24 protein-coding genes are annotated in these 24244 nt (G+C 56.9%); 18 read left to right on the forward strand and 6 right to left on the reverse strand.

Annotated elements, in window-relative coordinates; genetic code table 11:
* Positions 1-5 precede the first annotated feature (5 nt).
* Complete coding sequence (locus ACMGGU_RS02780; protein ID WP_032674238.1) at positions 6-1103, forward strand: DUF1615 domain-containing protein; 1098 nt, start codon at positions 6-8, stop codon at positions 1101-1103.
* Here ACMGGU_RS02780 and ACMGGU_RS02785 read toward each other — a convergent pair.
* The gene (locus ACMGGU_RS02785; protein WP_008503287.1) at positions 1100-1399 is read right to left on the reverse strand and encodes a DUF2755 family protein; all 300 of its coding nucleotides are present in this window, start codon (positions 1397-1399) and stop codon (positions 1100-1102) included. The two genes, ACMGGU_RS02780 and ACMGGU_RS02785, sit on opposite strands and share 4 nt — an antisense overlap.
* 247 nt (positions 1400-1646) lie before the next feature.
* On the opposite strand from ACMGGU_RS02785, the gene ACMGGU_RS02790 reads away from it, so the two are divergent.
* Positions 1647-1883 carry a DUF2754 domain-containing protein gene (locus tag ACMGGU_RS02790; protein WP_032656524.1) on the forward strand — a complete coding sequence of 79 codons (237 nt, stop codon included), beginning with the start codon at positions 1647-1649 and terminating at the stop codon, positions 1881-1883.
* Here ACMGGU_RS02790 and ddlA read toward each other — a convergent pair.
* A complete protein-coding gene (gene ddlA / locus ACMGGU_RS02795) occupies positions 1880-2980 on the reverse strand; it encodes a D-alanine--D-alanine ligase (protein WP_262802471.1) in 1101 nt (366 codons plus the stop codon). The genes ACMGGU_RS02790 and ddlA overlap by 4 nt on opposite strands.
* Positions 2981-3083: 103 nt before the next feature.
* Here ddlA and ACMGGU_RS02800 point away from each other — a divergent pair, with 103 nt between their 5' ends.
* The 6 genes from ACMGGU_RS02800 to adrA all read left to right on the forward strand — a co-directional run bounded on the left by ACMGGU_RS02800 (position 3084) and on the right by adrA (position 8752).
* Positions 3084-3767 carry an extensin family protein gene (locus ACMGGU_RS02800; protein WP_196364953.1) on the forward strand — a complete coding sequence of 228 codons (684 nt, stop codon included), beginning with the start codon at positions 3084-3086 and terminating at the stop codon, positions 3765-3767.
* A gap of 168 nt (positions 3768-3935) precedes the next feature.
* Positions 3936-5150 carry a multidrug efflux MFS transporter gene (locus tag ACMGGU_RS02805; protein ID WP_420300228.1) on the forward strand — a complete coding sequence of 405 codons (1215 nt, stop codon included), beginning with the start codon at positions 3936-3938 and terminating at the stop codon, positions 5148-5150.
* A gap of 209 nt (positions 5151-5359) precedes the next feature.
* Positions 5360-5620, forward strand: a complete 261-nt coding sequence (gene iraP, locus ACMGGU_RS02810; RefSeq protein ID WP_023293178.1) for an anti-adapter protein IraP — start codon at positions 5360-5362, stop codon at positions 5618-5620.
* 99 nt (positions 5621-5719) lie between these two features.
* Positions 5720-7135 carry an alkaline phosphatase gene (gene phoA, locus ACMGGU_RS02815; RefSeq protein WP_420300229.1) on the forward strand — a complete coding sequence of 472 codons (1416 nt, stop codon included), beginning with the start codon at positions 5720-5722 and terminating at the stop codon, positions 7133-7135.
* A gap of 90 nt (positions 7136-7225) precedes the next feature.
* Positions 7226-7546 (forward strand): phosphate starvation-inducible protein PsiF, encoded by a 321-nt coding sequence (gene psiF, locus ACMGGU_RS02820; protein ID WP_008503278.1) that lies wholly within the window; start codon positions 7226-7228, stop codon positions 7544-7546.
* Between the two features lie 102 nt (positions 7547-7648).
* Positions 7649-8752: a diguanylate cyclase AdrA gene (gene adrA / locus ACMGGU_RS02825; RefSeq protein ID WP_196352024.1), complete on the forward strand. Its 1104-nt coding sequence runs from the start codon at positions 7649-7651 to the stop codon at positions 8750-8752.
* Positions 8753-8768: 16 nt separating this feature from the next.
* On the opposite strand, the gene proC is transcribed toward adrA, so the two are convergent.
* Positions 8769-9578: a pyrroline-5-carboxylate reductase gene (gene proC, locus ACMGGU_RS02830; protein ID WP_032656527.1), complete on the reverse strand. Its 810-nt coding sequence runs from the start codon at positions 9576-9578 to the stop codon at positions 8769-8771.
* Between the two features lie 97 nt (positions 9579-9675).
* On the opposite strand from proC, the gene ACMGGU_RS02835 reads away from it, so the two are divergent.
* The 5 genes from ACMGGU_RS02835 to ppnP all read left to right on the forward strand — a co-directional run bounded on the left by ACMGGU_RS02835 (position 9676) and on the right by ppnP (position 12313).
* Positions 9676-10134, forward strand: a complete 459-nt coding sequence (locus ACMGGU_RS02835) for a YaiI/YqxD family protein (RefSeq protein WP_010428006.1) — start codon at positions 9676-9678, stop codon at positions 10132-10134.
* A gap of 144 nt (positions 10135-10278) precedes the next feature.
* A complete protein-coding gene (gene aroL, locus ACMGGU_RS02840) occupies positions 10279-10803 on the forward strand; it encodes a shikimate kinase AroL (protein ID WP_045909805.1) in 525 nt (174 codons plus the stop codon).
* A gap of 44 nt (positions 10804-10847) precedes the next feature.
* Positions 10848-11039 carry a protein YaiA gene (gene yaiA, locus ACMGGU_RS02845; RefSeq protein WP_023334675.1) on the forward strand — a complete coding sequence of 64 codons (192 nt, stop codon included), beginning with the start codon at positions 10848-10850 and terminating at the stop codon, positions 11037-11039.
* Positions 11040-11276: 237 nt separating this feature from the next.
* A complete protein-coding gene (locus ACMGGU_RS02850) occupies positions 11277-11954 on the forward strand; it encodes an AroM family protein (protein WP_045909804.1) in 678 nt (225 codons plus the stop codon).
* 71 nt (positions 11955-12025) lie between these two features.
* Positions 12026-12313: a pyrimidine/purine nucleoside phosphorylase gene (gene ppnP / locus ACMGGU_RS02855; protein WP_008503270.1), complete on the forward strand. Its 288-nt coding sequence runs from the start codon at positions 12026-12028 to the stop codon at positions 12311-12313.
* Positions 12314-12361: 48 nt separating this feature from the next.
* Here the strand turns inward: ppnP and rdgC are convergent, their stop codons facing one another.
* Entirely contained in the window at positions 12362-13276 is a 915-nt protein-coding gene (gene rdgC, locus ACMGGU_RS02860) for a recombination-associated protein RdgC (protein ID WP_023310540.1), read from the reverse strand.
* A 123-nt stretch (positions 13277-13399) separates the two neighbouring features.
* Here rdgC and mak point away from each other — a divergent pair, with 123 nt between their 5' ends.
* On the forward strand, positions 13400-14305 hold the full coding sequence (mak, locus tag ACMGGU_RS02865; protein ID WP_048225853.1) for a fructokinase: 906 nt from the start codon (positions 13400-13402) through the stop codon (positions 14303-14305).
* A 66-nt stretch (positions 14306-14371) separates the two neighbouring features.
* Here mak and sbcC read toward each other — a convergent pair whose 3' ends face one another.
* A complete protein-coding gene (sbcC, locus tag ACMGGU_RS02870; protein WP_395299837.1) occupies positions 14372-17503 on the reverse strand; it encodes an exonuclease subunit SbcC in 3132 nt (1043 codons plus the stop codon).
* Complete coding sequence (gene sbcD, locus ACMGGU_RS02875; RefSeq protein ID WP_047745440.1) at positions 17500-18705, reverse strand: exonuclease subunit SbcD; 1206 nt, start codon at positions 18703-18705, stop codon at positions 17500-17502. Before sbcD ends, sbcC begins: the two co-directional genes overlap by 4 nt.
* A 187-nt stretch (positions 18706-18892) precedes the next feature.
* Here sbcD and phoB point away from each other — a divergent pair, with 187 nt between their 5' ends.
* The 4 genes from phoB to proY all read left to right on the forward strand — a co-directional run bounded on the left by phoB (position 18893) and on the right by proY (position 24083).
* Entirely contained in the window at positions 18893-19582 is a 690-nt protein-coding gene (gene phoB, locus ACMGGU_RS02880) for a phosphate response regulator transcription factor PhoB (protein ID WP_008503265.1), read from the forward strand.
* A 21-nt stretch (positions 19583-19603) separates the two neighbouring features.
* Entirely contained in the window at positions 19604-20899 is a 1296-nt protein-coding gene (phoR, locus tag ACMGGU_RS02885; RefSeq protein ID WP_063620941.1) for a phosphate regulon sensor histidine kinase PhoR, read from the forward strand.
* Between the two features lie 409 nt (positions 20900-21308).
* Positions 21309-22628: a branched-chain amino acid transporter carrier protein BrnQ gene (gene brnQ / locus ACMGGU_RS02890; protein ID WP_045909798.1), complete on the forward strand. Its 1320-nt coding sequence runs from the start codon at positions 21309-21311 to the stop codon at positions 22626-22628.
* An 81-nt stretch (positions 22629-22709) separates the two neighbouring features.
* Entirely contained in the window at positions 22710-24083 is a 1374-nt protein-coding gene (gene proY, locus ACMGGU_RS02895; protein WP_008503261.1) for a proline-specific permease ProY, read from the forward strand.
* Positions 24084-24244: the final 161 nt, after the last annotated feature.

A 24244-nucleotide genomic window follows, 5' to 3' on the forward strand; every position in this document is an offset into this window, starting at 1 on the left:
TTGCTATGCCTTTTGCCGTACCGCGCGCGTTACCGTTGACCATACTGGCCGCTTTTGTGCTGGCAGGCTGTGCCGAAAAGGGAGCCGCTCCGCTCAAAAAGGGCGAGAAGCCCGTTGATGTGGCGAGCGTTGTGCGGCAGAAAATGCCCGCCAGCGTGAAAGATCGCAATGCGTGGGCAGACGCGCTGGCAAAAACCTTTGAAAGCCAAAAGATCGCGCCGACCGAGGAGAACATCTGTTCGGTGCTGGCGGTGGCACAGCAGGAGTCGATGTACCAGTCAGATCCGGCTGTGCCGGGGCTGAATAAAATCGCCTGGAAAGAGATCGACCGCCGCGCGGAGTCCATGCATATCCCGGTGTTCCTCGTGCATACCGCGCTTAAAATCACCTCGCCGAACGGCAAAAGCTACAGCGAGCGGCTGGATACGGTGAAAACCGAAAAACAGCTTAGCGCCATCTTTGATGATTTCATCAGCATGGTCCCAATGGGGCAGAAGCTGTTTGGTTCACTGAACCCGGTCCACACCGGTGGCCCAATGCAGGTAAGCATCGCGTTCGCGGAGAAACACACCGACGGCTATCCGTGGAAAATCGACGGTACGGTACGCCAGGAGGTCTTCTCCCTGCGCGGCGGACTGTGGTTCGGCACGTATCACCTGTTGAACTACCCGGCGAACTACGATGAGCCGCTGTATCGCTTTGCCGACTTTAACGCTGGCTGGTATGCCAGCCGTAATGCGGCATTCCAGAGTGCGGTCAGCCGCGCAAGCGGCGTTAAGCTGGCGCTTGACGGCGATCTCATCGCTTACGGCAGCAGCGAGGCGGGAAGCACCGAGCTTGCCGTACGGAAATTATCGACAACGCTTGGCTTGAGCAACAGCGACATTCGCCGTCAGCTTGAGAAAGGCGACAGCCTGGCCTTTGAGAAAACGGATCTGTACAAGAAGGTGTTTGCGCTCGCAGAGCAGAAAAGCGGGAAAACGTTACCGAGGGCTATCCTGCCGGGTATTCAGCTGGAAAGCCCGAAGATCACGCGTAACCTGACCACCGCGTGGTTCGCAAAACGCGTGGACGATCGCCGGGCTCGCTGTATGGGGCTTTAACGGCGGCGGCGAAAGCGCAGCACTAATGCCACAACGCCCAGAATCATACATCCCGCGAGGAAGGGAATCAGGCCGAAAAGGGTGCTGACGCCAAAACCAATCTCAACTCGCGGGCGTCCGTTATCCTGCACCTGCATCAGGTGTTCGTAAACGCCAGGCGCATGGACCAGCATATTGAGCAGCTGCGAGCCAGCCCAGAAGCAGAACAGGACAAACAGGGCATACGCGATATTACCCGCCGTGGAGGTTTTTGGTTTTCCGCCAAAAATCGGTTTCGACAATGTAAAGTCAGCCATGATGACCTCCGGATAAATCGCTCTGTTAATACGCTTCGTACAGGGTGAGTTTGACAGGTCATCGCATTTGTCAATATCAGAATCGTGGTAATTTACGCGACGGAATCCTCCTGGATTGTTGATTTCTGCAGCACGTCACAATTTATTAACTTAAGTGAAATTGCGTCGCGTTTCAGAATTTCCGTATCTGCCACAGACCTGGTCGTAAAACTGTGAGAGGATGTCTTTTTTTCCTGCCGGAGTTGTTATGAAGCTCACGTCCAAACTACGCCGTGACTGGCACTACTACGCCTTCGCTATCGGGCTGATCTTTATTCTTAACGGTGTCGTGGGCCTGCTGGGGTTTGAGGCAAAAGGCTGGCAAACCTATGCCGTTGGGCTGGTGACCTGGGTTATCAGTTTCTGGCTGGCGGGGTTGATTATCCGCCGTCGTCCTGAAGAGACGACAGCGGATGAGGCAGAGTCGGCGAAGGGCGCCGATTAACCGTTTACGGAACTTTTAAGCGCGCTGTCGGCGGCGTGACGCTCCAGCGCGAGTTCGATCAGGCGGGTGATCAATTCCGGGTAGCTCAGGCCGCTCGCCTGCCACAGCTTCGGATACATGCTGATGTTAGTGAACCCCGGCAGTGTGTTAATTTCATTGATCACCACCTCGTTTTCCGCCGTCAGGAACACATCCACGCGCGCCATGCCGCAGCAGCCGAGCGTCTGATAAGCGCGAATGGCGATCGCCCGGATCTTATCGTTAACCGCTGGATCGAGATCCGCAGGCACGACAACCTGCGCGCCTTTATCATCAATGTATTTGGTGTCGTACGAGTAGAAGTCGCTGTTTAAGACCACTTCGCCGCAGGTGCTCGCCTGTGGAAAATCGTTGCCCAGCACGGCGCACTCAATTTCACGGCCTTTGATGCCCTGCTCAACCACCACTTTATGGTCGAACTCAAACGCCAGGCGGACAGCTTGCGTGAACTCAGCTTCGCTGGTCACTTTGCTGACGCCCACGGAGGAGCCCTGGTTTGCAGGCTTCACAAACAGCGGCAGACCCAGCTCTCCGCTAATTTGCGCGAAGGTGTGTTTGTCGCGGTTGGCGCGGGTGAGCGTAACGAACGGGGCAATATTCAGCCCGGCATCGCGCAGCAGGCGTTTGGTCACGTCTTTGTCCATGCAGGCGGCAGAGCCGAGGACGTCCGAGCCGACGAACGGCAGGTTGGCCATGCGCAGCATCCCCTGCAGGGAACCATCTTCCCCCAGTGTGCCGTGAACAATAGGGAAGACGACGTCGATCTGGGCGAGAGCCTGTGCATTGCCGGCGTCGATAAGCTGCCCCTTCACGACGCCGGGTACGGTGGCGACGCTCACTTCTGAAGGATTCAGGGCGATGTGTGCCGGATCGTGAGCATTCAGCAGATACTGCCTGGCATCGTTAACGTGCCACTGGCCCTGTTTATCAATGCCCAGCAGCACCACGTCGAAACGGCTTTTATCGATCGCATCAACGATATTTTTAGCCGATTGCAATGACACTTCGTGCTCCGCTGATTTTCCCCCAAAGACAATACCTACGCGCTGCTTAGCCATCTCACTCTCTTCCAGTCTGACGAAAAGCCAATAACATACCACGATGCCCGGCGTGTTTCGCGGCCTTCTGCCATAATGTTTTGGGGAATGTTGAGGGGGGAGAGTGAGAGGAAAAACGCTGCTGACCGGATTTATCATTTTGACCATCGCAACGCTGGGTTACCGCTGGTTGCCGCCTTACTACAACCCTTTCACGCCGCTGACGCTTGACGATCCGCCAGGCCGAATCACTCAGTATAAGCTTCGGCGTTTAACTCCCCAGGCGTGCGCGAGCCTGCTGTTACAGGCTAACCAACGCGATCTCATCCGCACCCAGCCGGTAGCGGACAGCGGCGGCGCGTGTCCCCTTAACAACGTCGTGCGCGTGCGTGACTTCGGCCCTGTCGGCCTGAACAGCAGCTTTCTTGCCAGCTGCCCGCTGGCGCTCAGCTCAGCCCTCTTTATCAGCCAGCAGGCCCGGCCGCTGACAAAACGCTATACGGGCAGCGAGCTCGCGCGTATCGACCACCTTGGCAGCTTTGCCTGCCGCAATATTTATCACCGCCCTGACGCGCGCCGCAGTGAACATGCCACGGCGGAGGCGCTGGATATTGCCGCTTTTCGTCTGGCGAACGGTGAACGCGTCACGGTGCTGAATGGCTGGAAGGCGACAACAACGCAGCCCTGGCTGAAGGCCATGCTGGCGGCGAGCTGTGGCTACTACGGGAACGGCCTGGGACCGGAGTATAACGCGGCGCATGCTAACCATTTTCATCTGGGAATGCGCGGTTTTGGCCTCTGCCGATAAAGCATAATATTCCGCCAGAAAATGGATGAATTGTGACTTATTTCACAAATATGATGACTGGGAAGATAAAACACCAAAGTCTGTCGGGCCGCATCTCTGGTGCGACGTTGACACGCGTAACTTGCTAATCTGTCGGCGAATTCGCCTAAAAATGAAGACTATTTCGTTATGGAATCCTGGAAAGTTAATCTTATCTCGGTCTGGTTCGGTTGCTTCTTTACCGGGCTGGCCATCAGCCAGATTTTACCGTTCCTGCCGCTGTACGTGTCGCAGCTGGGGGTGACCTCGCATGAAGCGCTTTCCATGTGGTCCGGTCTGACGTTCAGCGTCACGTTTCTGGTCTCCGCCATTGTGTCACCGATGTGGGGCAGCCTGGCAGATCGAAAAGGCCGTAAACTGATGCTGCTGCGCGCCTCGCTCGGGATGGCGATTGCCATTCTGCTGCAGGCCTTCGCCACCAACGTCTGGCAGCTGTTTTTCCTGCGGGCGGTGATGGGGTTGACGTCCGGGTATATTCCAAACGCCATGGCGCTGGTCGCCTCTCAGGTGCCGCGCGAGCGTAGCGGCTGGGCGCTGAGTACCCTCTCCACGGCACAGATCAGCGGCGTCATCGGCGGGCCGCTGCTGGGGGGCTTTCTGGCGGACCACGTCGGGCTGCGCGCGGTATTTATTATCACCGCGATCCTGCTGGTGGTCAGTTTTCTGGTCACGCTCTTTCTGATTAAAGAAGGGGGCCGCCCGGTTATCAGTAAATCTGAACGCCTCAGCGGCAAGGCCGTTTTCGCCTCGCTGCCTTATCCGAGGCTGATGATTAGCCTGTTTGTGACCACCATGGTGATCCAGCTCTGCAACGGTTCGGTCGGTCCGATTCTGGCGCTGTTTATCAAGTCGATGGAGCCGGAGAGCACGAATATCGCTTTTCTGAGCGGCATGATTGCCGCCGTGCCGGGCGTATCCGCCCTGATTTCCGCGCCGCGTCTGGGTAAACTGGGGGACAGGATCGGCACGGCGCGCATCCTGATGGCGACGCTGATCTTTGCGGTGGTGCTCTTCTTCGCGATGTCGTTTGTCACTTCTCCGCTTCAGCTTGGCATATTGCGATTTCTGCTCGGCTTTGCTGACGGCGCCATGTTGCCTGCGGTACAGACTCTGCTGGTCAAATATTCCAGCGACCATGTGACGGGGCGAATTTTTGGATATAACCAGTCATTTATGTATCTGGGGAATGTTGCCGGTCCGCTTATTGGCGCATCCGTTTCCGCAATGGCCGGTTTTCGTTGGGTATTTGCGGCGACAGCGATTGTTGTTTTAATCAATATTATCCAGCTGGCTATTGCGCTGCGACGCCGCCGACAAATGGCGGAGGCCAAATCGGCGAGATAACACTTTAGTAGATGTATTATATATTCTTATGGTAGCCGCATTTTTATATAACAAAATGCGGCGTCTTTTTATAGAAAAACGTTTCGCTCACGGCGCTACCTCTTTATTTTTGTTCCTGTGTCACTTTTGCATACCATAATTAATTTCTTCTCTTTGCAATAGGGATTCAGAGTGATAACGTCAGACAAAACTGAAAAGGAACTGGCACGATGAAAAACCTCATTGCTGAATTGCTGGTCAAGCTGGCACAAAAGGAAGAAGAGTCAAAAGAGCTGGTGGCTCAGGTCGAAGCGCTTGAGATTGTGGTCACCGCGTTGCTGCGACAAATGGCGAAAACCGATCAGCAGGCGTTGATTGAGAGCGTGGAAGGCGCGCTGGAGAGCGTCAGGCCTGAATCGCAGGTACCGGTTGAGGATGCGGAGATGCTTCACCAGTACGTAAAGAAGCTGTTAAGGCATCCGCGCAGCTAAACCGTCACAGGACGTAACGACGTGTCATAGAATTGTCATGCAGGATGCCTATAGTCGCTCTGTTTTTATTTTTATGTATTTGTACATGGAGAAAATAAATTGAAACAGAGCGCACTTTTCATTGCATTACTTCCCCTTTTAATTACCCCTGCCATTTATGCAGATACGACGCAAACCAGCGTGCTGGATAATCGTGCGGCAAAAGGGGATATCACCCAGCCTGGCGGCGCGCGCCGTTTATCAGAAGATCAAACGGCCGCTATTCGCGCTTCGCTGAATGAGAAGCCGGCAAAAAATATTATTCTGCTGATTGGCGATGGAATGGGCGATTCCGAAATCACGGCGGCGCGAAATTATGCCGAGGGAGCGGGCGGCTTTTTTAAAGGTATCGACGCCTTACCGCTGACCGGACAATATACCCACTACGCGCTGGATAAAAAAACCGGTAAACCGGATTACGTAACGGACTCCGCGGCCTCTGCCACGGCGTGGTCCACCGGCGTGAAAACCTATAATGGTGCGCTGGGCGTGGATATTCACGAACACGATCATCAAACCCTTCTGGAGATGGCAAAAGCGGCGGGCCTGGCGACCGGCAACGTCTCCACCGCTGAACTTCAGGATGCGACGCCTGCGGCGCTGGTGGCACACGTCACCTCGCGTAAGTGCTACGGCCCGTCAGTGACCAGCGAAAAATGCCCTACAAATGCGCTGGAAAAAGGCGGGAAAGGCTCGATTACGGAACAACTGCTGAACGCGCGTCCTGACGTGACGCTGGGCGGCGGCGCGAAAACCTTCGCGGAAACCGCGACGGCGGGCGAATGGCAGGGCAAAACGCTGCGCGAGCAGGCGCAGGCTCGCGGCTATCAGCTGGTGAGTGACGCAAATGCTCTGGGGGCGATAAGCGAGGCGAACCAGGACAAGCCGCTGCTGGGGCTGTTCTCCGACGGCAATATGCCCGTGCGCTGGGAAGGTCCAAAAGCCTCGTATCACGGCAATATCGATAAGCCTGCGGTGACCTGTACGCCAAACCCGAAACGCACGGACAGCGTACCGACGCTGGCGGCGATGACCGATAAAGCGATCTCTCTGTTGAGCAAGAGCGAAAAAGGGTTCTTCCTGCAGGTAGAAGGCGCGTCAATCGATAAGCAGGATCATGCGGCGAATCCGTGCGGTCAGATTGGCGAAACCGTCGATCTGGACGAGGCGGTGCAGAAGGCGCTCGCGTTCGCGAAAAAAGATGGTAACACCCTGGTGATCGTCACCGCGGACCACGCGCACGCCAGCCAGATCATTCCGCCAGATACCAAAGCCCCTGGCCTGACGCAGGCGCTGAACACCAAAGATGGTGCCGTCATGGTGATAAGCTACGGTAACTCTGAAGAAGAGTCCATGGAGCACACGGGCACCCAGCTGCGCATTGCCGCCTACGGCCCGCACGCGGCAAACGTGGTAGGCCTGACGGATCAAACGGATCTGTTCTATACCATGAAGGCGGCGCTGGGTCTGAAATGATAAAAATCCCGGCGGAAATCACATCTGCCGGGTGGTTTTTTTCCTGTCACGAACCAGACTTACAGGGAATGTTCACAAAAGGATGGTGCAATGAAAACAACATTACTGGTTACTCTGCTCTCCGGCCTGTTCCTGGTCGCCTCGGCGAACGCGGAAGAGAAAACGTTAACGCCGCAGCAGCAGCGTATGACCACCTGTAATCAGCAGGCGACGTCTCAGAGTCTGAAGGGCGATGCTCGCAAGACCTACATGAGCGACTGCCTCAAAAACGGCGCCTCGAAGCCAGCTGAAAAAAGCCTGACGCCTCAGCAGCAAAAGATGCGCGAGTGTAATGCCAAGGCCACCGAACAGTCTCTGAAAGGGGATGACCGCAGCAAGTTCATGAGTGCCTGCCTGAAGAAAAAAGTGTAGTTCGAACGGGTGAGCGGCTCCGGCGGCTCACCCGAAATTTCATACTTTCCCCGCAGACCCCCTCTCTATAATTTGGGAAAATGTTTCAGAATATTCCCAAAAATGATGAATGATGAAACGTATTACAACAAAAAGCGCATTCGGGAAGAGTGGAATTTAACCCTTTCTCAGGATGACCCTCACCGCGCTGGCATTCAGTTTGCCCGGCGGGTTCGGCTGGCGCGCGCCGTGGGGCTGGCAGCGATGTTTTTCCCGGTTGCAGGAATGCTGGTCACCCATTTTTTACCCGGCGGCTGGTGGCTTTTACTGGTCGGTTGGGCGTTCGTCTGGCCCCATTTCGCCTGGCAGTTATCCTGCCGGGCCGCGTCACCTCATCAGCAGGAAGTATTCAATCTTAAGATCGATGCCATCATTGCCGGGCTCTGGATCGGCGTGATGGGGATGAGCGCGTTACCCACGGCAGCGCTGGTGATGATGGTAGGGATGAATATGATGGGCTCCGGGGGCTGTCGTCTGTTTATTCCGGGGATCCTCTTGACCCTGCTCTCCGCGCTGGTCACGCTGCCGCTTGTCGGCCGCGTGACCGTCTTTAACCCCGACCCGGTGGAGTGGGGCTTAACGCTGCCGGTGCTGGTGCTTTATCCCATGCTGTTTGCCTGGCTCAGCCACCGCACCGCCGTCAGGCTTGCTGAGCACAAGCAGCGGCTGGAAATGATGAGCACCCGCGACGGCATGACTGGGGTCTTTAATCGACGCCACTGGGAAATGCTGCTGCGAAAGGAATTTGAGCATTGCCGCCGTGACCACTGCACCGCCACGATTTTGCTGATTGATATCGACCACTTTAAAAATATCAACGATACCTGGGGACACGCCGTGGGGGATGAGGCGATCATTGCCATCACGCGCCAACTCCAGATGTCGGTGCGGTCAGGTGATGCCATCGGCCGGTTTGGCGGGGATGAGTTTGCGGTGATTATGTCGCAGACCGCGGCGGAAAGCGCGATCGCCGTGATGTCCCGGGTGCATGAGCGGCTGGAAACGCTGTCGCTACCGTGCGCGCCAAAAGAGGCGCTGCGCATCAGCGTAGGCGTTGCCCCCTGGGGGCCGCAGTTTGGACATTATCGGGAATGGCTAAAGGCGGCTGACGTGGCGCTGTACAGAGCGAAAAATGCCGGGCGCAGCCGCACCGAAGTGGCCGCCTGACGCCCGACTGAAGCAATCAGGATTTACTCAGCTTCTCTGATTTTTCCATGCATTTTGTCATGGCCTCAATGACGGCCGAGCGGAATCCGCGCTCTTCCAGCACCCGCACTGCTTCGATGGTGGTACCGCCAGGGGAGCAAACCATATCTTTCAGTTCACCCGGGTGTTTGCCGGTCTCCAGCACCATTTTGGCGGAGCCCATGACGGCCTGCGCGGCGAACTTATACGCCTGGGCGCGCGGCATTCCGCCAAGCACGGCGGCATCGGCCATCGCTTCTAAAAACATGAAGACATACGCAGGCGCAGAACCACTGACGCCGACTACCGGATGGATCATCGATTCGGCAATCACTTCTGCTTCACCGAAGCAGCGGAAAATGTTCAGTACATCCGCCACGTCTTCTGAGGTCACCAGGGCGTTAGGCGTGACGGAGGTCATGCCGGCGTTGACCAGTGAAGGGGTGTTTGGCATCGCACGGACGATTTTGCGGTCGTGGCCCAGCGCGCGCGCCAGCTGATCGAGCGTGACGCCCGCGGCAATCGACACCACCAGCGTCTCTTTATTCAGGCTGGAGGTAATGTCGCTCAGCACTTTGATCATGATGTTCGGCTTGACGGCGCCAAAGACGATATCGGCGACCTGGGCCACTTCCTGCGCGCTTTCGGCGGCGTTGATCCCGTACTGATCGCGCAACGCGGCGACCTTGTCCGGTGACGGGGTATAGACCCAAATCTGACCCGGCAACACCTGCCCGCTGGCGATCAGACCGCCCAGGATGGCTTTGCCCATGTTACCGCAGCCGATAAACCCGATTTTCTTGTCCATCACGATTCTCCGTCATTATGCGTTGTTTTCTCTGATTGATAGCTTAACAACGAAATGCAGGCGACAATAGTCGGCAGAGTTATTAAGGGGAGACAATATGGCGATTTGGGTTGATGCGGACGCGTGTCCGAATGTGATTAAAGAGATTTTATTTCGTGCCGCCGAGCGCGTTCAGATGCCGCTGACGCTGGTGGCGAACCAGAATATTCGCGTACCGCCTTCGCGCTTCATCCGCTCTTTACGCGTGCCGGCCGGGTTTGACGTAGCGGATAACGAAATTGTCCGCCTGTGCAGCGCGGAGGATCTGGTGATCACGGCGGACATTCCGCTGGCTGCCGAAGTGCTGGAGAAAGGGGCGGCGGCGCTCAATCCGCGCGGAGAGCGATACTCGCCGTCGACCATTCGCGAGAAGCTCACTATGCGCGATTTTATGGATACGATGCGGGCCAGCGGCGTGCAGACCGGAGGACCGGATAGCCTGTCACAGCGCGATCGCCAGCAGTTTGCTGCCGAACTGGATAAATGGCTGCTGGAAGTGAAGCGCCGTACAGCGTAATGATAATTATTGTCAATTTGTGGTACAGTGTGGCCTCCACAGGGTTGTCATCCCGTACCGCTTTGCAGTAAAGTAATCGCAACATCTTCTGCAATTATTTCTTTACACTCTTCAGCCATCCGGCATCAAGGGGAACACCTGGCTATGACCCAACCCATCTTTTTAGTTGGCCCCCGCGGCTGTGGGAAAACCACCGTTGGCCTGGAGCTGGCACGCGTGTGTCATCGCCAGTTTGTGGATACCGACCACTGGCTGCAAACCGAGGCTGGAAAAACCATCGCTGAGATTGTTGAACAAGAGGGATGGGAAAGCTTTCGCGCGCGCGAAACGGCCACGCTGAAAGCGGTCACCACCCCGTCTGCGGTGATTGCGACCGGGGGTGGCATTGTTCTGGCGGAGTGTAATCGTCAGTTTATGCGCGAAAAGGGAATTGTGATTTACCTCAGCGCGCCGGTGTCGGCCCTGGTTGGGCGCCTGGAAGCCTTTCCGGAAGAGGGGCAACGCCCTGCGCTAACCTCCAGGCCGCTGAACGAAGAGGTGAGTGAAGTGCTGGCGGAACGTGATGCGTTATACCGCGAAGCGGCTCACCACGTGGTGGATGCGTCAGCCTCTCCCGAAGACGTTGTGATTCAGATTATTACCGCCCTGCGTTTGGCTTGTGCCAGCTAAGCGGCGTCTATACTTATAGCTCAGACATAAAAAAAGGATGAGCTATGCCAACCAGACCTCCCTATCCGCGTGAAGCGCGCATTGTTACCGTTGAAAAAGGCCATACGGGTCATACCGTGACCTGGTATCAACTGCGTGCCGATCACCCAAAACCGGACTCGCTGATCAGTGAACACGAGACTGAACAGGAAGCGCTGGATGCGAAACGGCGCTACGAAGATCCCGACATAACCTGAATGTTTTCCTAAACGCTCCAGGATCGTGCCTGAATCACACTTTTTACTCATCGTGAAAGTTAAGCAGGAGTTAATATTTAGTTATTACAAGTAACTCTGGTATCGGCAGGCGATCTTTACATTTCGATGTCGGGATCACCTGCTACGCTTGGTGCTGTTTTGTTGAAAAAATGAACTGTGCAGCGTAGTGAGCCTGTACCTGTGTGCACGATGTTGGAGTAATGGAAGGCGACAAAGATGAAGGCAACGTTGGCGATCCTCACCATTGGTGTGGTCCCTGTAAGCGAAGTGTTACCGCTCTTAACCGAGCATGTATCTGAACAACAGATAACGCATCTGAGCCTGCTTGGGAAGATGAGTCGGGAAGAGGTCATGGAGGACTACGCTGTCGAGGCGGGGGAGGATCCCCTGGCGACGTTATTAAGTGACGGTAAACTGGCGCATGTTTCACGCCAGAAAATCGAGCGCTCGCTGCAGGGCGTAATAGAAGTGCTCGATAATCAAGGTTATGACGTTATTTTGCTGATGAGCACGGCCCCCATTAAGGGGCTTATGGCGCGCAATGCGATTCTGCTGGAACCGATGCGCATCATTCCGCCGCTGGTGGCCTCCATCGTGGATGGTCATCAGGTGGGGGTGATTGTCCCCATTGAGGAGCTCATGGATAACCAGGAGGCAAAATGGCATGTGCTGGAAAAAGTGCCCTTGTACGCGCTGGCCAATCCGTTCTGGGACAGTGAGGCCAAACTCATTGCTGCCGGGAAGGAACTGCTGGAAAGAGGGGCCGATGTCCTGATTCTGGACTGTCTGGGGTTCCACCAGCATCATCGTGATTTGCTGCAAAAAGCGCTGGATGTGCCGGTGCTGTTATCCAACGTTCTGATGGCTCGCCTGGCCTCGGAACTGCTCATGTAATGATTTTGCGTGACAGGTGATGAGCATGGCCCCTATAGTGAATTTTTATCTAAAAATATAAGGGCCAGTTCATGCTTCAGAGTAACGAATACTTTTCCGGTAAAGTGAAATCCATTGGTTTTACCAGCAGCAGCACTGGCCGCGCCAGCGTTGGCGTAATGGCGGAAGGGGAATACACCTTTGGCACGGCGGAAGCGGAAGAGATGACGGTGGTCAGCGGCGCGCTGAACGTCCTGCTGCCGGGTGAAACGGAATGGAAAGTTTACGCTGCCGGGCAAGTTTTCAACGTCCCTGGCCACAGCGAATTTCATTTGCAGGTGGCTGAGCCTACCTCTTATCTGTGCCGCTACCTGAAATAAAAAATTAGCCGGGTGGCGCTAACGCTTACCCGGCCTACGTTTTACCCGTTATCTCTGCGCTTCGCCGCCGAGACCTTCCACCAGATTCTGAATCAACGCGGCCAGCTCGCCGGTCATCAGGATGAAGTCCGCGTCAAAACGCTGGGCGTAATCTTCCCGGTCGATATCTTCGTTCTGATCGCGCAGCTCGTCGCAGAACTTCAGACGCTTCACGGAGCCGTCGTCGCACATCACGAACTGGATGCGCTGCTGCCAGTCGAGCGCCAGCTTGGTGACCACTTTACCCGCTTCAATGTGTACGGCGATCTCGTCGCTGACCAGATCCTGCTTCTTCGCGCGGATCACGCCGCCATCTTCCAGCAGGGCTTTCAGCTCGGCTTCATCAAGGATCTGGAAGCCCTGTGCCGCAGCACCGCTGCGTACCCATTCGGTCAGCGTTAACTCAATTGGCGTTTCCAGCGCCAGCGGAACGACCGGTAACGAGCCGATGCTCTTACGCAGCAGGGCCAGCGTATCTTCTGCTTTCTTGGCGCTGGCGCAGTCCACCATGATCAGCCCGTTAACGGTGTCGATCCACATCATGGTCTGGCTGAAGCGGCTGAAGGCGCGCGGCAGCAGAGAGTGCAGCACTTCGTCTTTCAGCGAATCTTTTTCGGTCTTTTTCAGCTTGCGGCCCTGCTCGGCTTCCAGCTTGAAAATTTTCGCCTCGAGCGCCTGCTTAACCACCGGCGTGGGCAGAATCTTCTCTTCTTTACGGGCGCAGACGATGATTTGACCCGTGCTGCTGGCGTGGGTCAATGCATCGCTTTGTGAACCCATTGGCGGAACCCAACCGGTTTTTGCCATATCCTGGCTACCGCAAGGGGAAAAGGTATAAGCGGCTAACTGTTTTTCCATCTCTTCTGCACGCAGCGAAACGTCGCGGCTGAGACGGTAAACCATCAAATTTTTGAACCACAGCATGATAATTTCCACGGCCTTGTCGTTAAATCAGCGGGCATGATAACGAATTGTCGCATCGCTTGCATTGCTAATCGGGATGCGTGCTTCTACTCTGTTGATAATCAAAATAATGAGGAGAGTCTTGTGCGTATTGGCATTGATTTGGGCGGCACCAAAACAGAAGTTATCGCACTGAGCGAGCAGGGGGAACAGCTGTTCCGCCACCGTCTGCCTACGCCGCGCGATGATTATCACCAGACGATCGAGACCATTGCCAGGCTGGTTGAGATGGCCGAGCAGGCCACAGGACAAACCGGCAGCGTCGGGATGGGGATCCCGGGGTCGATCTCGCCGTATACCGGCGTGGTTAAAAATGCGAACTCCACCTGGCTCAACGGTCAGCCGTTTGATAAAGATTTAAGCGCGCGCCTGAACCGGGAAGTGCGTCTGGCCAACGATGCCAACTGCCTCGCCGTCTCTGAGGCCATCGACGGCGCGGCGGCCGGTGCCCAGACCGTGTTTGCGGTGATCATCGGTACCGGCTGCGGCGCGGGCGTGGCGTTTGGCGGGCGTGCCCATATCGGCGGTAACGGCACGGCGGGTGAGTGGGGACACAACCCGCTGCCGTGGATGGATGAAGACGAACTCAAATACCGCACTGAAGTCCCGTGCTACTGCGGAAAACAGGGATGTATTGAGACGTTTATCTCCGGTACCGGTTTTGCGACCGACTACCATCGCCTGAGCGGCCAGCCGCTCAAGGGTAACGAGATCATGCGTCTGGTCGAAGCGCAGGACCCGGTGGCGGAGCTGGCGCTTAGCCGCTACGAAATGCGGCTGGCGAAATCGCTGGCCCACGTGGTGAATATTCTCGATCCTGACGTGATAGTGCTCGGCGGCGGCATGAGCAACGTCGATCGGCTGTACGCCACGGTGCCGAACCTGGTGAAGCAGTGGGTCTTCGGCGGCGAGTGTGAAACCCCGATCCGCAAAGCGCTGCACGGGGACTCCAGCGGCGTGCGCGGCGCGGCGTGGCTGTGGCCAGAATAAACGTTTATTCCCTCTCCCTGTGGGAGAGGGTCAGGGTGAGGGCATCAGACCGCACGCTCCCCCCATTCATTCCACCGCAAATACCTTATCCAGCTTGCTATACCCCAGCCCGTTAATCTTCTTCACTTTGATCTGCACCGGAATACGCTCTTTCATCGCCTCTACGTGGCTGATCACGCCGATGGTTTTCCCGGTGGTGTTCAGCGTGTCGAGCGCATCCAGCGCGGTATCCAGCGTCTCACTGTCGAGCGTGCCGAACCCTTCATCCAGGAACAGCGAATCGATCCGCGTTTTATGACTCACCAGATCGGAAAGCGCCAGCGCCAGCGCCAGGCTGACCAGGAAGCTCTCGCCGCCGGAGAGGGTGCGGGTATCGCGGACTGCATCCGCCTGCCACGTATCCACCACTTCCAGCTCCAGCGCGTCGCTGGCCTTACGCTGCAATAAATAACGCCCGTGCAGACGGTTAAGCTGCTGGTTAGCAAGCCAGACAAGATTGTCCAGCGTCAGCCCCTGGGCGAACTTACGGAACTTGTCGCCGGTGCTGGAGCCGATCAGCGCGTTCAGGTACCCCCAGTCATCCGCCTGGCGCGCGGCCTCTTCAATTTGCTGCATCAACGCCAGCTGGTGCTGCCGGTTATCGCTGTCCTGCTTAAGCTGCTGACGGATCTCGCCCTGATGCGTGGTGTTCTCGCGCAGCTGTTGCGCCAGCTGCTGCAGCTGGCTTTGCAGCGTGGGTACATCGGCGTCGAGCCCTTGCGGCCTCTGCGCCAGATGTGACTGTAGCTGTTGGTTCGCTTGCCCGCACAGCGCCGCGGCCTGCTGTATCTGGTTTTCCAGCGACTGTTTCAGCTGTTCAAGGTGGCGAATAGCATCGTCATCCAGCAGGGCGGCAAGAAACGCGTCCTGGTCGGTAAAGCAGCTCGCCGAGAGCGCCGCGGTGAACTGCGTCTGCGACTGCTGCAGGCGCTCTCGCTCCAGCGCTTCCTGCTGCTGTTGCGCGCTCAGCTGGCTTTGCAGCGACACGCATTCGTCGTGGATGGCGCGCCAGTTATCAGGAATAACCGGTTCGGCGTCTTCGCTGTTCGTTGCCGGAAGCGCGTCGAGCAGTGGCTTCAGGGCGTTTATACGTTCCTGAAGCACGCCGTGCTGCGTTTGTTTCTCCTGCCACTGCGCGAATTCAGCTTCACGGGCCTGAAGCCAGGCGGCTTCCTGACTCTCTTCAGGTGCGTTAAGTGAGAGCGCGAGCAGGGCATGCTCCAGCGCCTGCCGCGTGGCCGCCAGTTGCTGCTGATACTGCCGCTCCTGCGCTTCCTGTTCGCTCAGCTGGTTCTGCAGAGTCAGCCGCTGGCTGAGCTGATAAAGCTGGCGCTCGTAATGTTCCTGTTCGTTCAGCCATGGCGCAATATCGTCCTGAATATTCAAGGTAATGTTCAGAGACGTGCAGGCCGCCACCCACTCTTTAGTGAGCGCTTGCTCTTCCTGAGAAAGCGTCTGCGCGTCGTCTGTCTCGCGCTGGATCTGCTGAGTCAGGGCATTGACCTGTCCCAGCACCAGCAGGCCTTCCTCTCTAAGGGCGGCGACCTCTTTTTCCAGGGCATCACGGCGGCGCTGGTTATCCGTCAGCTCAAGCGACTGATATTGCTCAACGGCCGGATGTTCGCAGGAACCGCACAGCGGACAGGGTTTGCCTGCCTCAAGCTGGGAACGGTAATGCTCCAGCTTCTTAATCGTTGCTTCGGTTTCGCACAGGGCTTTTAGATCGAGATAATGCTGGTTTTTCTCTTTGTACTGCTGGCGGCGCAGCGTCAGCGTTTCATTAAGCTTACTTTGTTCAGCCTGCGCCTTCTGCACGCTTTCACTGCTCTGGCGCAGGCGCTTTTGCAGCGGCTGATAGCGGGCATGCAGCGACGTCAGCTGCTGGCGCAGCGTGCGTAACCGGGACTGCTGCTCCATGGCCGCGCTGACCTCATCCGCCGTCAGCGTCAGCGCATTTTCCGGCATCGCTGCCAGCCTGTTGCGTAATTCACCTATCCGCGCAGCAAGCGAGGCTAACTGCGTTTTATCGCGGTTAAGCTGCGAGAACTGGGCACGCCAGCCTGCAATCTCCTGGCCTAACAGACGATAGCGCTCGTGCTCCGCCAGCCACTGCGCCAGCGCCGACAGTTCGGCCTGTCGCTGCTCGTGGTCACGCAGGGCGGTATTGCGGATACGTGAACGCAGCGCGGTTCTGGCCTGTAAGCGAGTATTTACTTCGATAATTCGCTGCTGGGTTTGCGTCAGGCGCGCGGTTTGCTCCTGCTGATGATCCCAAAGCGGCCGAAGCTGGGCGGCGGGGAGAGCAAGCTGCAGTTTTGCCAGTTCAGGCGCAGCGTCCGTCAGCGCCTGTTGCGCCTGCTGCTGCATCGCGGTGACGCGCTGTTGCTCGCGCACGAGCTCATCATGGCGCGTAAGCCACTGAAAATCTTTCTGTTGGTTTTGCTGCTGTTCCAGCAGGGTTTTCTCTTCGTCAGTAAGTGCCTGCAAACTTTGCTGTAACTGCTGCTGTTGTTCTTCGCTCAACAGCACGACGCCCGCCGCCTGCGCCTCGCACTTTTCAAGCACGATGCGGGCGGCTTTGTGTTTCTCAAACACCATGGCGGAAATCTGACCGTAGATTTCGGTGCCGGTCAGCTCTTCCAGCAGCTCGGCGCGATCGCTCGGTTTGGCGTTGAGAAAGGCAGCAAACTGCCCCTGAGAAAGCAGCATGGAGCGGGTAAAGCGCCCGTAGTCCAGCCCGGTGAGCGCGGCGGTTTGCTCCAGCTTATCCGTCACTTTGTCGGCCAGGATTTTGCCATCTTCGCAGCGCGCCAGCTCCACGCGCGGCGCCTGCAGGTTCCCGTCCGGCTGGTTGCGCGCCCGGTTTTGGCTCCAGAAGGCGCGATAGGCGGTGCCTTTTACCTCGAACTCCACTTCCGCCAGACACTCGGCGGTGTCGCGCGTCATCAGGTCGTTTTGCGCCTGGGAGACCTTCTGCAGTCGCGGCGTTTCGTGATAAAGCGCCAGACAGATGGCGTCGAGCAGGGTGGTTTTACCTGCCCCGGTCGCGCCGGTGATGGCAAACAGCCCGTTGCTGGCAAACGGCTCAGCGGTAAAATCAATTTTCCACTCGCCCTTGAGGGAGTTAAGATTTTTCAGTCGCAGGCTCAAAATTTTCACGCGTTTTCTTCCTCATCATTGAGCGCATGCAGGGTATGGCTGAACAGTTCGCTGAGCCTTGCGCGCTTCGCCTCGTCGATTTCCTCCTGCGAGAGTCTGCGTTCAAACACCTCTTCGACCCCCAGTTCACTGAGCGTTTCGCGTTGAGCGCTTAACAGGATTTTCTCGCGCTGCTCGCGGCTGCGGCGCACCAGCAAGACCTCAACCGGCAAATCTTCGGTCAGCGCCTGGATTTTTCGCTGCATATCGTGCAGGTAGTCGTCGGTGGTGATTTCGATGTCCAGCCAGATGGGGGGATCTTGCTCGACGCCGCGCCACTGCTCCAGTTGTGCGGTGATGGCATTGAGATCGCCTTTCAGCACGGCCAGCGGTTGAGTAACGGGCACCTCCAGCGTGTCGACGGCGCTGAGTTTTCCGTCGGAGAAGGTCACCAGATGTACGGATTTGGCTTTGCCCGTTTCGTCAAAGCTGAGCGAAAGGGGCGAGCCGCAGTAGCGGATGTGCTCGCAGCCGCCGACGATCTGCGCCCGGTGAATGTGCCCGAGCGCAATGTAGTCGGCGGGCGGGAAGTGCTGCGCCGGAAAGGCATCCAGCGTGCCGATATAGATGTCACGCACGGCGTCACTTTTACTGGCCCCGACGGTGGTGAGGTGCCCGGTCGCAATCACCGGAATCGACTGGTCACCGCGCAGGGCACAGGCTTCGGCGTGCTGCTGGTGGTAATAGTCGGTGATGGCCTGCAACAAATGTTGCTGCTTTTCCGCGCCCGACAGCCCCGCCTGGCTTTGCACGATGTCGCGCGGACGTAAAAACGGTATCGGACACAGCACCGCCCCCGGCGACCCGTCGCGCTTTTTCAGGATCTGCGGGGCGTGCCCGGCGCTGGCGACGACGGTGGTATTGAGAAACGCCAGGATGTCGCGGGATTCATTCAGCGTTGCGACGGAATCATGGTTGCCGGCGACGATCACCAGATGACAGCCGGTTTGCTGCAGATTCACCACGAAGCGGTTATACAACTCGCGCGCATAGCTCGGCGGCGAGCCGGTATCAAAGATGTCTCCCGCCACAATAATCGCGTCCACCTCGTGCGTCCGGGCCGTTTCCAGCAGCCAGCCCAGGAACGCTTCATGTTCAGCCGCACGGCTTTTGCTGTAAAAATTTTGACCCAGATGCCAGTCCGAGGTGTGAAGTATGCGCATAGCTGATCCGTGGCAAAAAAGAGAAAGCAGGATTATAAACGTTCAGAGAAGGGAAAATAACCGCTGTAATAAAACAACGGTTTGCCCGTTAACGTGGTACTGTTTTTCATAAATCTGTCATAAATCTGACGCATAATGGCGCCGAATTACAAACTTGTAACGTAAATAAGATAAGACAGGGCAAAGTATGGCGAGACGTATTCTGGTCGTAGAAGATGAAGCTCCAATTCGTGAAATGGTGTGCTTCGTGCTCGAACAAAATGGCTTCCAGCCGGTTGAAGCAGAAGATTATGACAGTGCAGTGAACCAGCTGAATGAACCCTGGCCCGATCTGATTCTGCTGGACTGGATGCTGCCCGGCGGCTCCGGACTGCAGTTTATCAAACACCTGAAGCGTGAAGCGCTGACCCGCGATATACCGGTTGTGATGCTCACGGCGCGCGGAGAAGAAGAGGATCGTGTGCGCGGTCTGGAGACCGGCGCGGACGATTACATTACCAAACCGTTCTCCCCCAAAGAGCTGGTGGCCCGCATTAAAGCCGTAATGCGCCGTATTTCGCCGATGGCGGTGGAAGAGGTGATCGAAATGCAGGGGCTGAGCCTTGATCCGACGTCTCACCGCGTGATGACCGGTGAAAATCCCCTCGACATGGGGCCTACCGAATTTAAACTCCTGCACTTCTTTATGACCCACCCGGAACGCGTGTACAGCCGCGAGCAGTTGCTGAATAACGTCTGGGGAACTAACGTGTATGTCGAAGACCGGACGGTTGACGTACATATCCGCCGCCTGCGAAAAGCACTGGAACTGAGCGGCCACGATCGCATGGTGCAGACGGTCCGCGGCACGGGTTATCGTTTTTCTACCCGTTTCTGAACAATGACAGGAGTGTGACGCGTGCTGGAACGTCTGTCATGGAAAAGGCTCGTCTTTGAACTGATCTTATGCTGTATTCCGGCCTTCATTCTGGGGGCCTTTCTTGGACACCTGCCGTGGTTTCTGCTGGCGTCGGTCACCGGGCTGCTCATCTGGCATTTCTGGAACCTGCTGCGCCTCTCCTGGTGGCTGTGGGTTGACCGAAGCATGACGCCGCCGCCGGGAAGCGGCAGCTGGGAGCCGCTGCTGTACGGTCTGCATCAGATGCAGATGCGTAATAAAAAGCGCCGCCGCGAGCTGGGAAGCCTGATTAAGCGTTTTCGCAGCGGTGCAGAATCGCTGCCGGATGCCGTGATTCTGACGACCGAAGAAGGGACGATCTTCTGGTGTAACGGCCTGGCGCAGCAGCTGCTGGGCCTGCGCTGGCCGGATGACAATGGACAGAATATCCTCAACCTTCTGCGTTATCCCGAGTTCACGCTGTACCTGAAAAAGCGTGATTTCTCCCGTCCGCACAATCTCAAGCTCAATAATGGTCGCCATCTTGAGATCCGCGTGATGCCCTACAGCGATAAGCAGTGGCTGATGGTGGCGCGCGATGTCACCCAGATGCACCAGTTGGAAGGGGCGCGTCGTAACTTCTTCGCCAACGTCAGCCACGAACTGCGAACCCCGTTGACCGTGCTGCAGGGCTACCTGGAGATGATGCAGGAGCAAACGCTGGAAGGTGCGCCGCGTGAAAAAGCGCTGCACACCATGCGCGAGCAAACGCACCGGATGGAAGGCCTGGTTAAGCAGCTGCTGACGCTCTCGAAGATTGAAGCGGCGCCAACGCTCGCGCTGAATGACACCATTGATGTCCCGATGATGCTGCGGGTCGTGGAGCGTGAAGCGCAGACGTTAAGCCACAAAAAGCACCACCTGACCTTTGACGTCGACAACACGCTGAAGGTGCTGGGCAGCGAAGATGAGCTGCGCAGCGCCATTTCCAACCTGGTGTATAACGCGGTGAATCATACGCCGGAGGGGACGGATATCGTGGTGCGCTGGCACCATACCCCAACGGGGGCCGAGTTTAGCGTGGAGGACAACGGGCCGGGGATTGCGCCGGAGCATATTCCGCGTCTGACCGAGCGCTTCTACCGTGTGGATAAAGCGCGATCGCGGCAGACGGGCGGAAGCGGCCTCGGGCTGGCGATTGTGAAACACGCAGTCAACCACCATGAAAGCCGTCTCGATATTCAGAGTACCCTGGGCAAAGGAACCCGCTTCAGCTTCGTTATCCCGGAACGATTAATTGCCAAAAAGATCGCCTGACGGCGGGCGTGTCATTTTACCTTTCCACGGGTCAGCCATCGCTGGCCCGTTTGCTTTGCAGTCAAGCGAAACGCGGATGAATTTTATACGGCTGGCTGTTTTTTGTTCGCATGATTAGCCATGGGTTTTTCTTATAAACAGCGTATTGTGCTGGTGCGTATTTTCATGCTGGCATATTGTTCTGGTTTTACGATCCCACCTTGCCTTTAAACGTTATAAGCGTTTAAATTGCGCCCCAGATACTGTCAGACCGACTGTATTTGCGTGGTAAATCGAAAAACTATTCTTCTCCACGCCAGGACGGGAGCATTTCCCGCTGAAATTGAGCAAATTTTCGGCTGTATCGTCCCGTCAGGGATATCGAAAATCTCAATGTTTTCAACACCACATCCACAGGCAGTAAGGTTTTATGACCCATCACTTAAAATCGCGTGACATCATCGCGCTGGGCTTTATGACATTTGCGCTGTTCGTTGGCGCAGGCAACATCATTTTCCCTCCAATGGTTGGCTTACAGGCGGGTGAACACGTCTGGACCGCCGCGTTTGGTTTCCTGATTACTGCCGTGGGTCTGCCGGTGCTAACCGTCATCGCGCTGGCGAAAGTCGGTGGCGGTGTGGATAGCCTCAGCTCCCCGATCGGCAAAGTGGCAGGCGTTCTGCTGGCAACCGTCTGCTATCTGGCCGTGGGGCCGCTGTTTGCCACCCCGCGTACCGCGACCGTTTCCTTCGAAGTGGGGATTGCTCCCCTGACCGGTGACGGCGCGATGCCGCTGTTCATCTACAGCCTGATCTACTTCGCTATCGTGATTCTGGTTTCTCTCTATCCGGGCAAACTGCTGGATACCGTGGGTAACTTCCTGGCTCCGCTGAAAATTGTGGCGCTGATTGTCCTGGCGGTGGCGGCCATCGTCTGGCCCGCCGGCCCGATTAGCGACGCGATGGACGCCTATAAAAACGCCGCGTTTTCTAACGGCTTCGTGAACGGCTACCTGACGATGGATACGCTGGGCGCGATGGTGTTTGGTATCGTTATCGTTAACGCCGCGCGTTCCCGCGGGGTGACCGAAGCGCGTCTGCTGACCCGCTATACCATCTGGGCCGGTCTGATGGCTGGCGTAGGGCTGACGCTGCTGTATCTGGCGCTGTTCCGTCTGGGCTCCGATAGTGCCATGCTGGTCGATCAGAACGCCAACGGTGCGGCTATCCTGCACGCCTACGTTCAGCACACCTTCGGTGGTGCGGGCAGTATGCTGCTGGCGGCGCTGATCTTCCTGGCCTGTCTGGTTACCGCCGTTGGCCTCACCTGCGCCTGTGCTGAGTTCTTTGCGCAGTATCTGCCGCTCTCTTACCGTACCCTGGTGTTTATCCTTGGTATCTTCTCCATGGCGGTGTCCAACCTCGGTCTGAGCCACCTGATTCAGGTCTCTATTCCGGTACTGACGGCGATTTATCCGCCGTGCATCGTGCTGGTGGTGCTGAGCTTCACCCGCCCGTGGTGGAACAACTCCTCACGAATTATTGCGCCAGCCATGTTTATCAGCCTGATTTTTGGTATCCTTGACGGGATTAAAGCATCAGCGTTCGCTGAAGTTCTGCCAGCCTGGACACAGCGTCTGCCGCTGTCCGAGCAGGGTCTGGCCTGGCTGATGCCTACCGTTGTTGCGCTGGTTCTGGCGATTATCTGGGACCGTGCCGCAGGGCGTCAGGTCGCATCGAACGCCCATTAATCAACGGCAACAAACTGTTTAACCACGGGGCTTAAGGCCCCGTGGTTTTTTGTTTTTTTCGTGTTGAATGGCAAGATTTAAATGGAAAGCACTAACAAACTTAAACGTGGATTGAGCACGCGCCACATCCGCTTTATGGCGCTGGGCTCGGCTATCGGCACCGGTCTTTTTTATGGCTCGGCAGATGCCATCAAAATGGCCGGTCCCAGCGTGCTGCTGGCGTACATCATCGGCGGCGTGGCGGCGTATATCATCATGCGCGCCCTCGGCGAAATGTCGGTTCACAACCCCTCCGCCAGCTCATTCTCCCGCTACGCGCAGGAAAACCTCGGCCCGCTGGCCGGGTTTATCACCGGCTGGACCTACTGCTTCGAAATCCTGATTGTGGCGATTGCCGACGTGACGGCATTTGGCATCTACATGGGCGTCTGGTTCCCGGCGGTACCGCACTGGATTTGGGTGCTGAGCGTGGTGCTGATCATTTGCGCCGTCAACCTGATGAGCGTGAAGGTGTTTGGCGAGCTGGAGTTCTGGTTCTCCTTCTTCAAGGTCGCCACTATCATCATCATGATTGTGGCCGGTTTCGGGATTATCATCTGGGGGATTGGCAACGGCGGGCAGCCGACCGGGATCCACAACCTCTGGAGCAACGGTGGCTTCTTCAGCAACGGCTGGCTCGGGATGGTGATGTCGCTGCAGATGGTGATGTTCGCCTACGGCGGTATCGAGATTATCGGTATCACCGCCGGGGAAGCGAAAGACCCGGAGAAATCCATTCCGCGCGCCATCAACTCGGTGCCGATGCGTATTCTGGTGTTTTATGTGGGTACGCTGTTCGTGATCATGTCCATTTACCCGTGGAACCAGGTAGGCACCAACGGTAGCCCGTTTGTCCTGACCTTCCAGCATATGGGCATTGCGTTTGCGGCCAGCATTCTCAACTTTGTGGTGCTGACCGCGTCGCTTTCGGCGATCAACAGCGACGTCTTTGGCGTGGGCCGTATGCTGCACGGCATGGCGGAGCAGGGCAGCGCGCCGAAGGTGTTCGCCAAAACCTCACGCCGCGGCACGCCGTGGGTGACCGTCGTGGTGATGACCGTGGCGCTGCTGTTCTCGGTTTACCTGAACTACATCATGCCGGAGAACGTCTTCCTGGTGATTGCGTCCCTGGCGACCTTCGCAACGGTGTGGGTGTGGATCATGATCCTGCTGTCGCAGATTGCCTTCCGCCGTCGCCTGTCACCGGATGAGGCGAAAGCGCTGAAGTTCAAAGTACCGGGCGGCGTTGCGACCACCGTCGTGGGGCTGATCTTCCTGGTGTTTATCATTGGCCTGATTGGCTACCATCCGGACACCCGCATTTCGCTCTACGTGGGCTGCGCGTGGATCGTGCTGCTGCTGGTGGGCTGGGTGTTTAAATGCCGCCGCGACCGTCAGCTGGCGGAAGCGCAGTAACATCCTTTTCCCTCTCCCCGTGGGAGAGGGTTAGGGTGAGGGCATCAGGCCGCACTGATGCCTCCTCCCCCGTCCTCCTCCCCCAATAAATCCCATCATGGTGAGCTATCCTTAACCACCCTGTGGCAAGGTGACGTCAATTTCATCAAAGGGGATTCGTG

It is taken from the genome of Enterobacter sp. BNK-8, from assembly GCF_048685095.1.
In the GTDB taxonomy this organism is placed as follows: domain Bacteria; phylum Pseudomonadota; class Gammaproteobacteria; order Enterobacterales; family Enterobacteriaceae; genus Enterobacter; species Enterobacter quasiroggenkampii.

Bases quoted from the DNA above. Each gene is read 5' to 3' on its own strand.
- ACMGGU_RS02780 (WP_032674238.1), top strand. From the start codon at position 6: ATGCCTTTTGCCGTACCGCGCGCGTTACCGTTGACCATACTGGCCGCT.
- ACMGGU_RS02785 (WP_008503287.1), bottom strand. From the start codon at position 1,399: ATGGCTGACTTTACATTGTCGAAACCGATTTTTGGCGGAAAACCAAAA.
- ACMGGU_RS02790 (WP_032656524.1), top strand. From the start codon at position 1,647: ATGAAGCTCACGTCCAAACTACGCCGTGACTGGCACTACTACGCCTTC.
- ddlA (WP_262802471.1), bottom strand. From the start codon at position 2,980: ATGGCTAAGCAGCGCGTAGGTATTGTCTTTGGGGGAAAATCAGCGGAG.
- ACMGGU_RS02805 (WP_420300228.1), top strand. From the start codon at position 3,936: ATGGAATCCTGGAAAGTTAATCTTATCTCGGTCTGGTTCGGTTGCTTC.
- iraP (WP_023293178.1), top strand. From the start codon at position 5,360: ATGAAAAACCTCATTGCTGAATTGCTGGTCAAGCTGGCACAAAAGGAA.
- psiF (WP_008503278.1), top strand. From the start codon at position 7,226: ATGAAAACAACATTACTGGTTACTCTGCTCTCCGGCCTGTTCCTGGTC.
- adrA (WP_196352024.1), top strand. From the start codon at position 7,649: ATGATGAATGATGAAACGTATTACAACAAAAAGCGCATTCGGGAAGAG.
- proC (WP_032656527.1), bottom strand. From the start codon at position 9,578: ATGGACAAGAAAATCGGGTTTATCGGCTGCGGTAACATGGGCAAAGCC.
- ACMGGU_RS02835 (WP_010428006.1), top strand. From the start codon at position 9,676: ATGGCGATTTGGGTTGATGCGGACGCGTGTCCGAATGTGATTAAAGAG.
- aroL (WP_045909805.1), top strand. From the start codon at position 10,279: ATGACCCAACCCATCTTTTTAGTTGGCCCCCGCGGCTGTGGGAAAACC.
- yaiA (WP_023334675.1), top strand. From the start codon at position 10,848: ATGCCAACCAGACCTCCCTATCCGCGTGAAGCGCGCATTGTTACCGTT.
- ACMGGU_RS02850 (WP_045909804.1), top strand. From the start codon at position 11,277: ATGAAGGCAACGTTGGCGATCCTCACCATTGGTGTGGTCCCTGTAAGC.
- ppnP (WP_008503270.1), top strand. From the start codon at position 12,026: ATGCTTCAGAGTAACGAATACTTTTCCGGTAAAGTGAAATCCATTGGT.
- rdgC (WP_023310540.1), bottom strand. From the start codon at position 13,276: ATGCTGTGGTTCAAAAATTTGATGGTTTACCGTCTCAGCCGCGACGTT.
- sbcD (WP_047745440.1), bottom strand. From the start codon at position 18,705: ATGCGCATACTTCACACCTCGGACTGGCATCTGGGTCAAAATTTTTAC.
- phoB (WP_008503265.1), top strand. From the start codon at position 18,893: ATGGCGAGACGTATTCTGGTCGTAGAAGATGAAGCTCCAATTCGTGAA.
- brnQ (WP_045909798.1), top strand. From the start codon at position 21,309: ATGACCCATCACTTAAAATCGCGTGACATCATCGCGCTGGGCTTTATG.
- proY (WP_008503261.1), top strand. From the start codon at position 22,710: ATGGAAAGCACTAACAAACTTAAACGTGGATTGAGCACGCGCCACATC.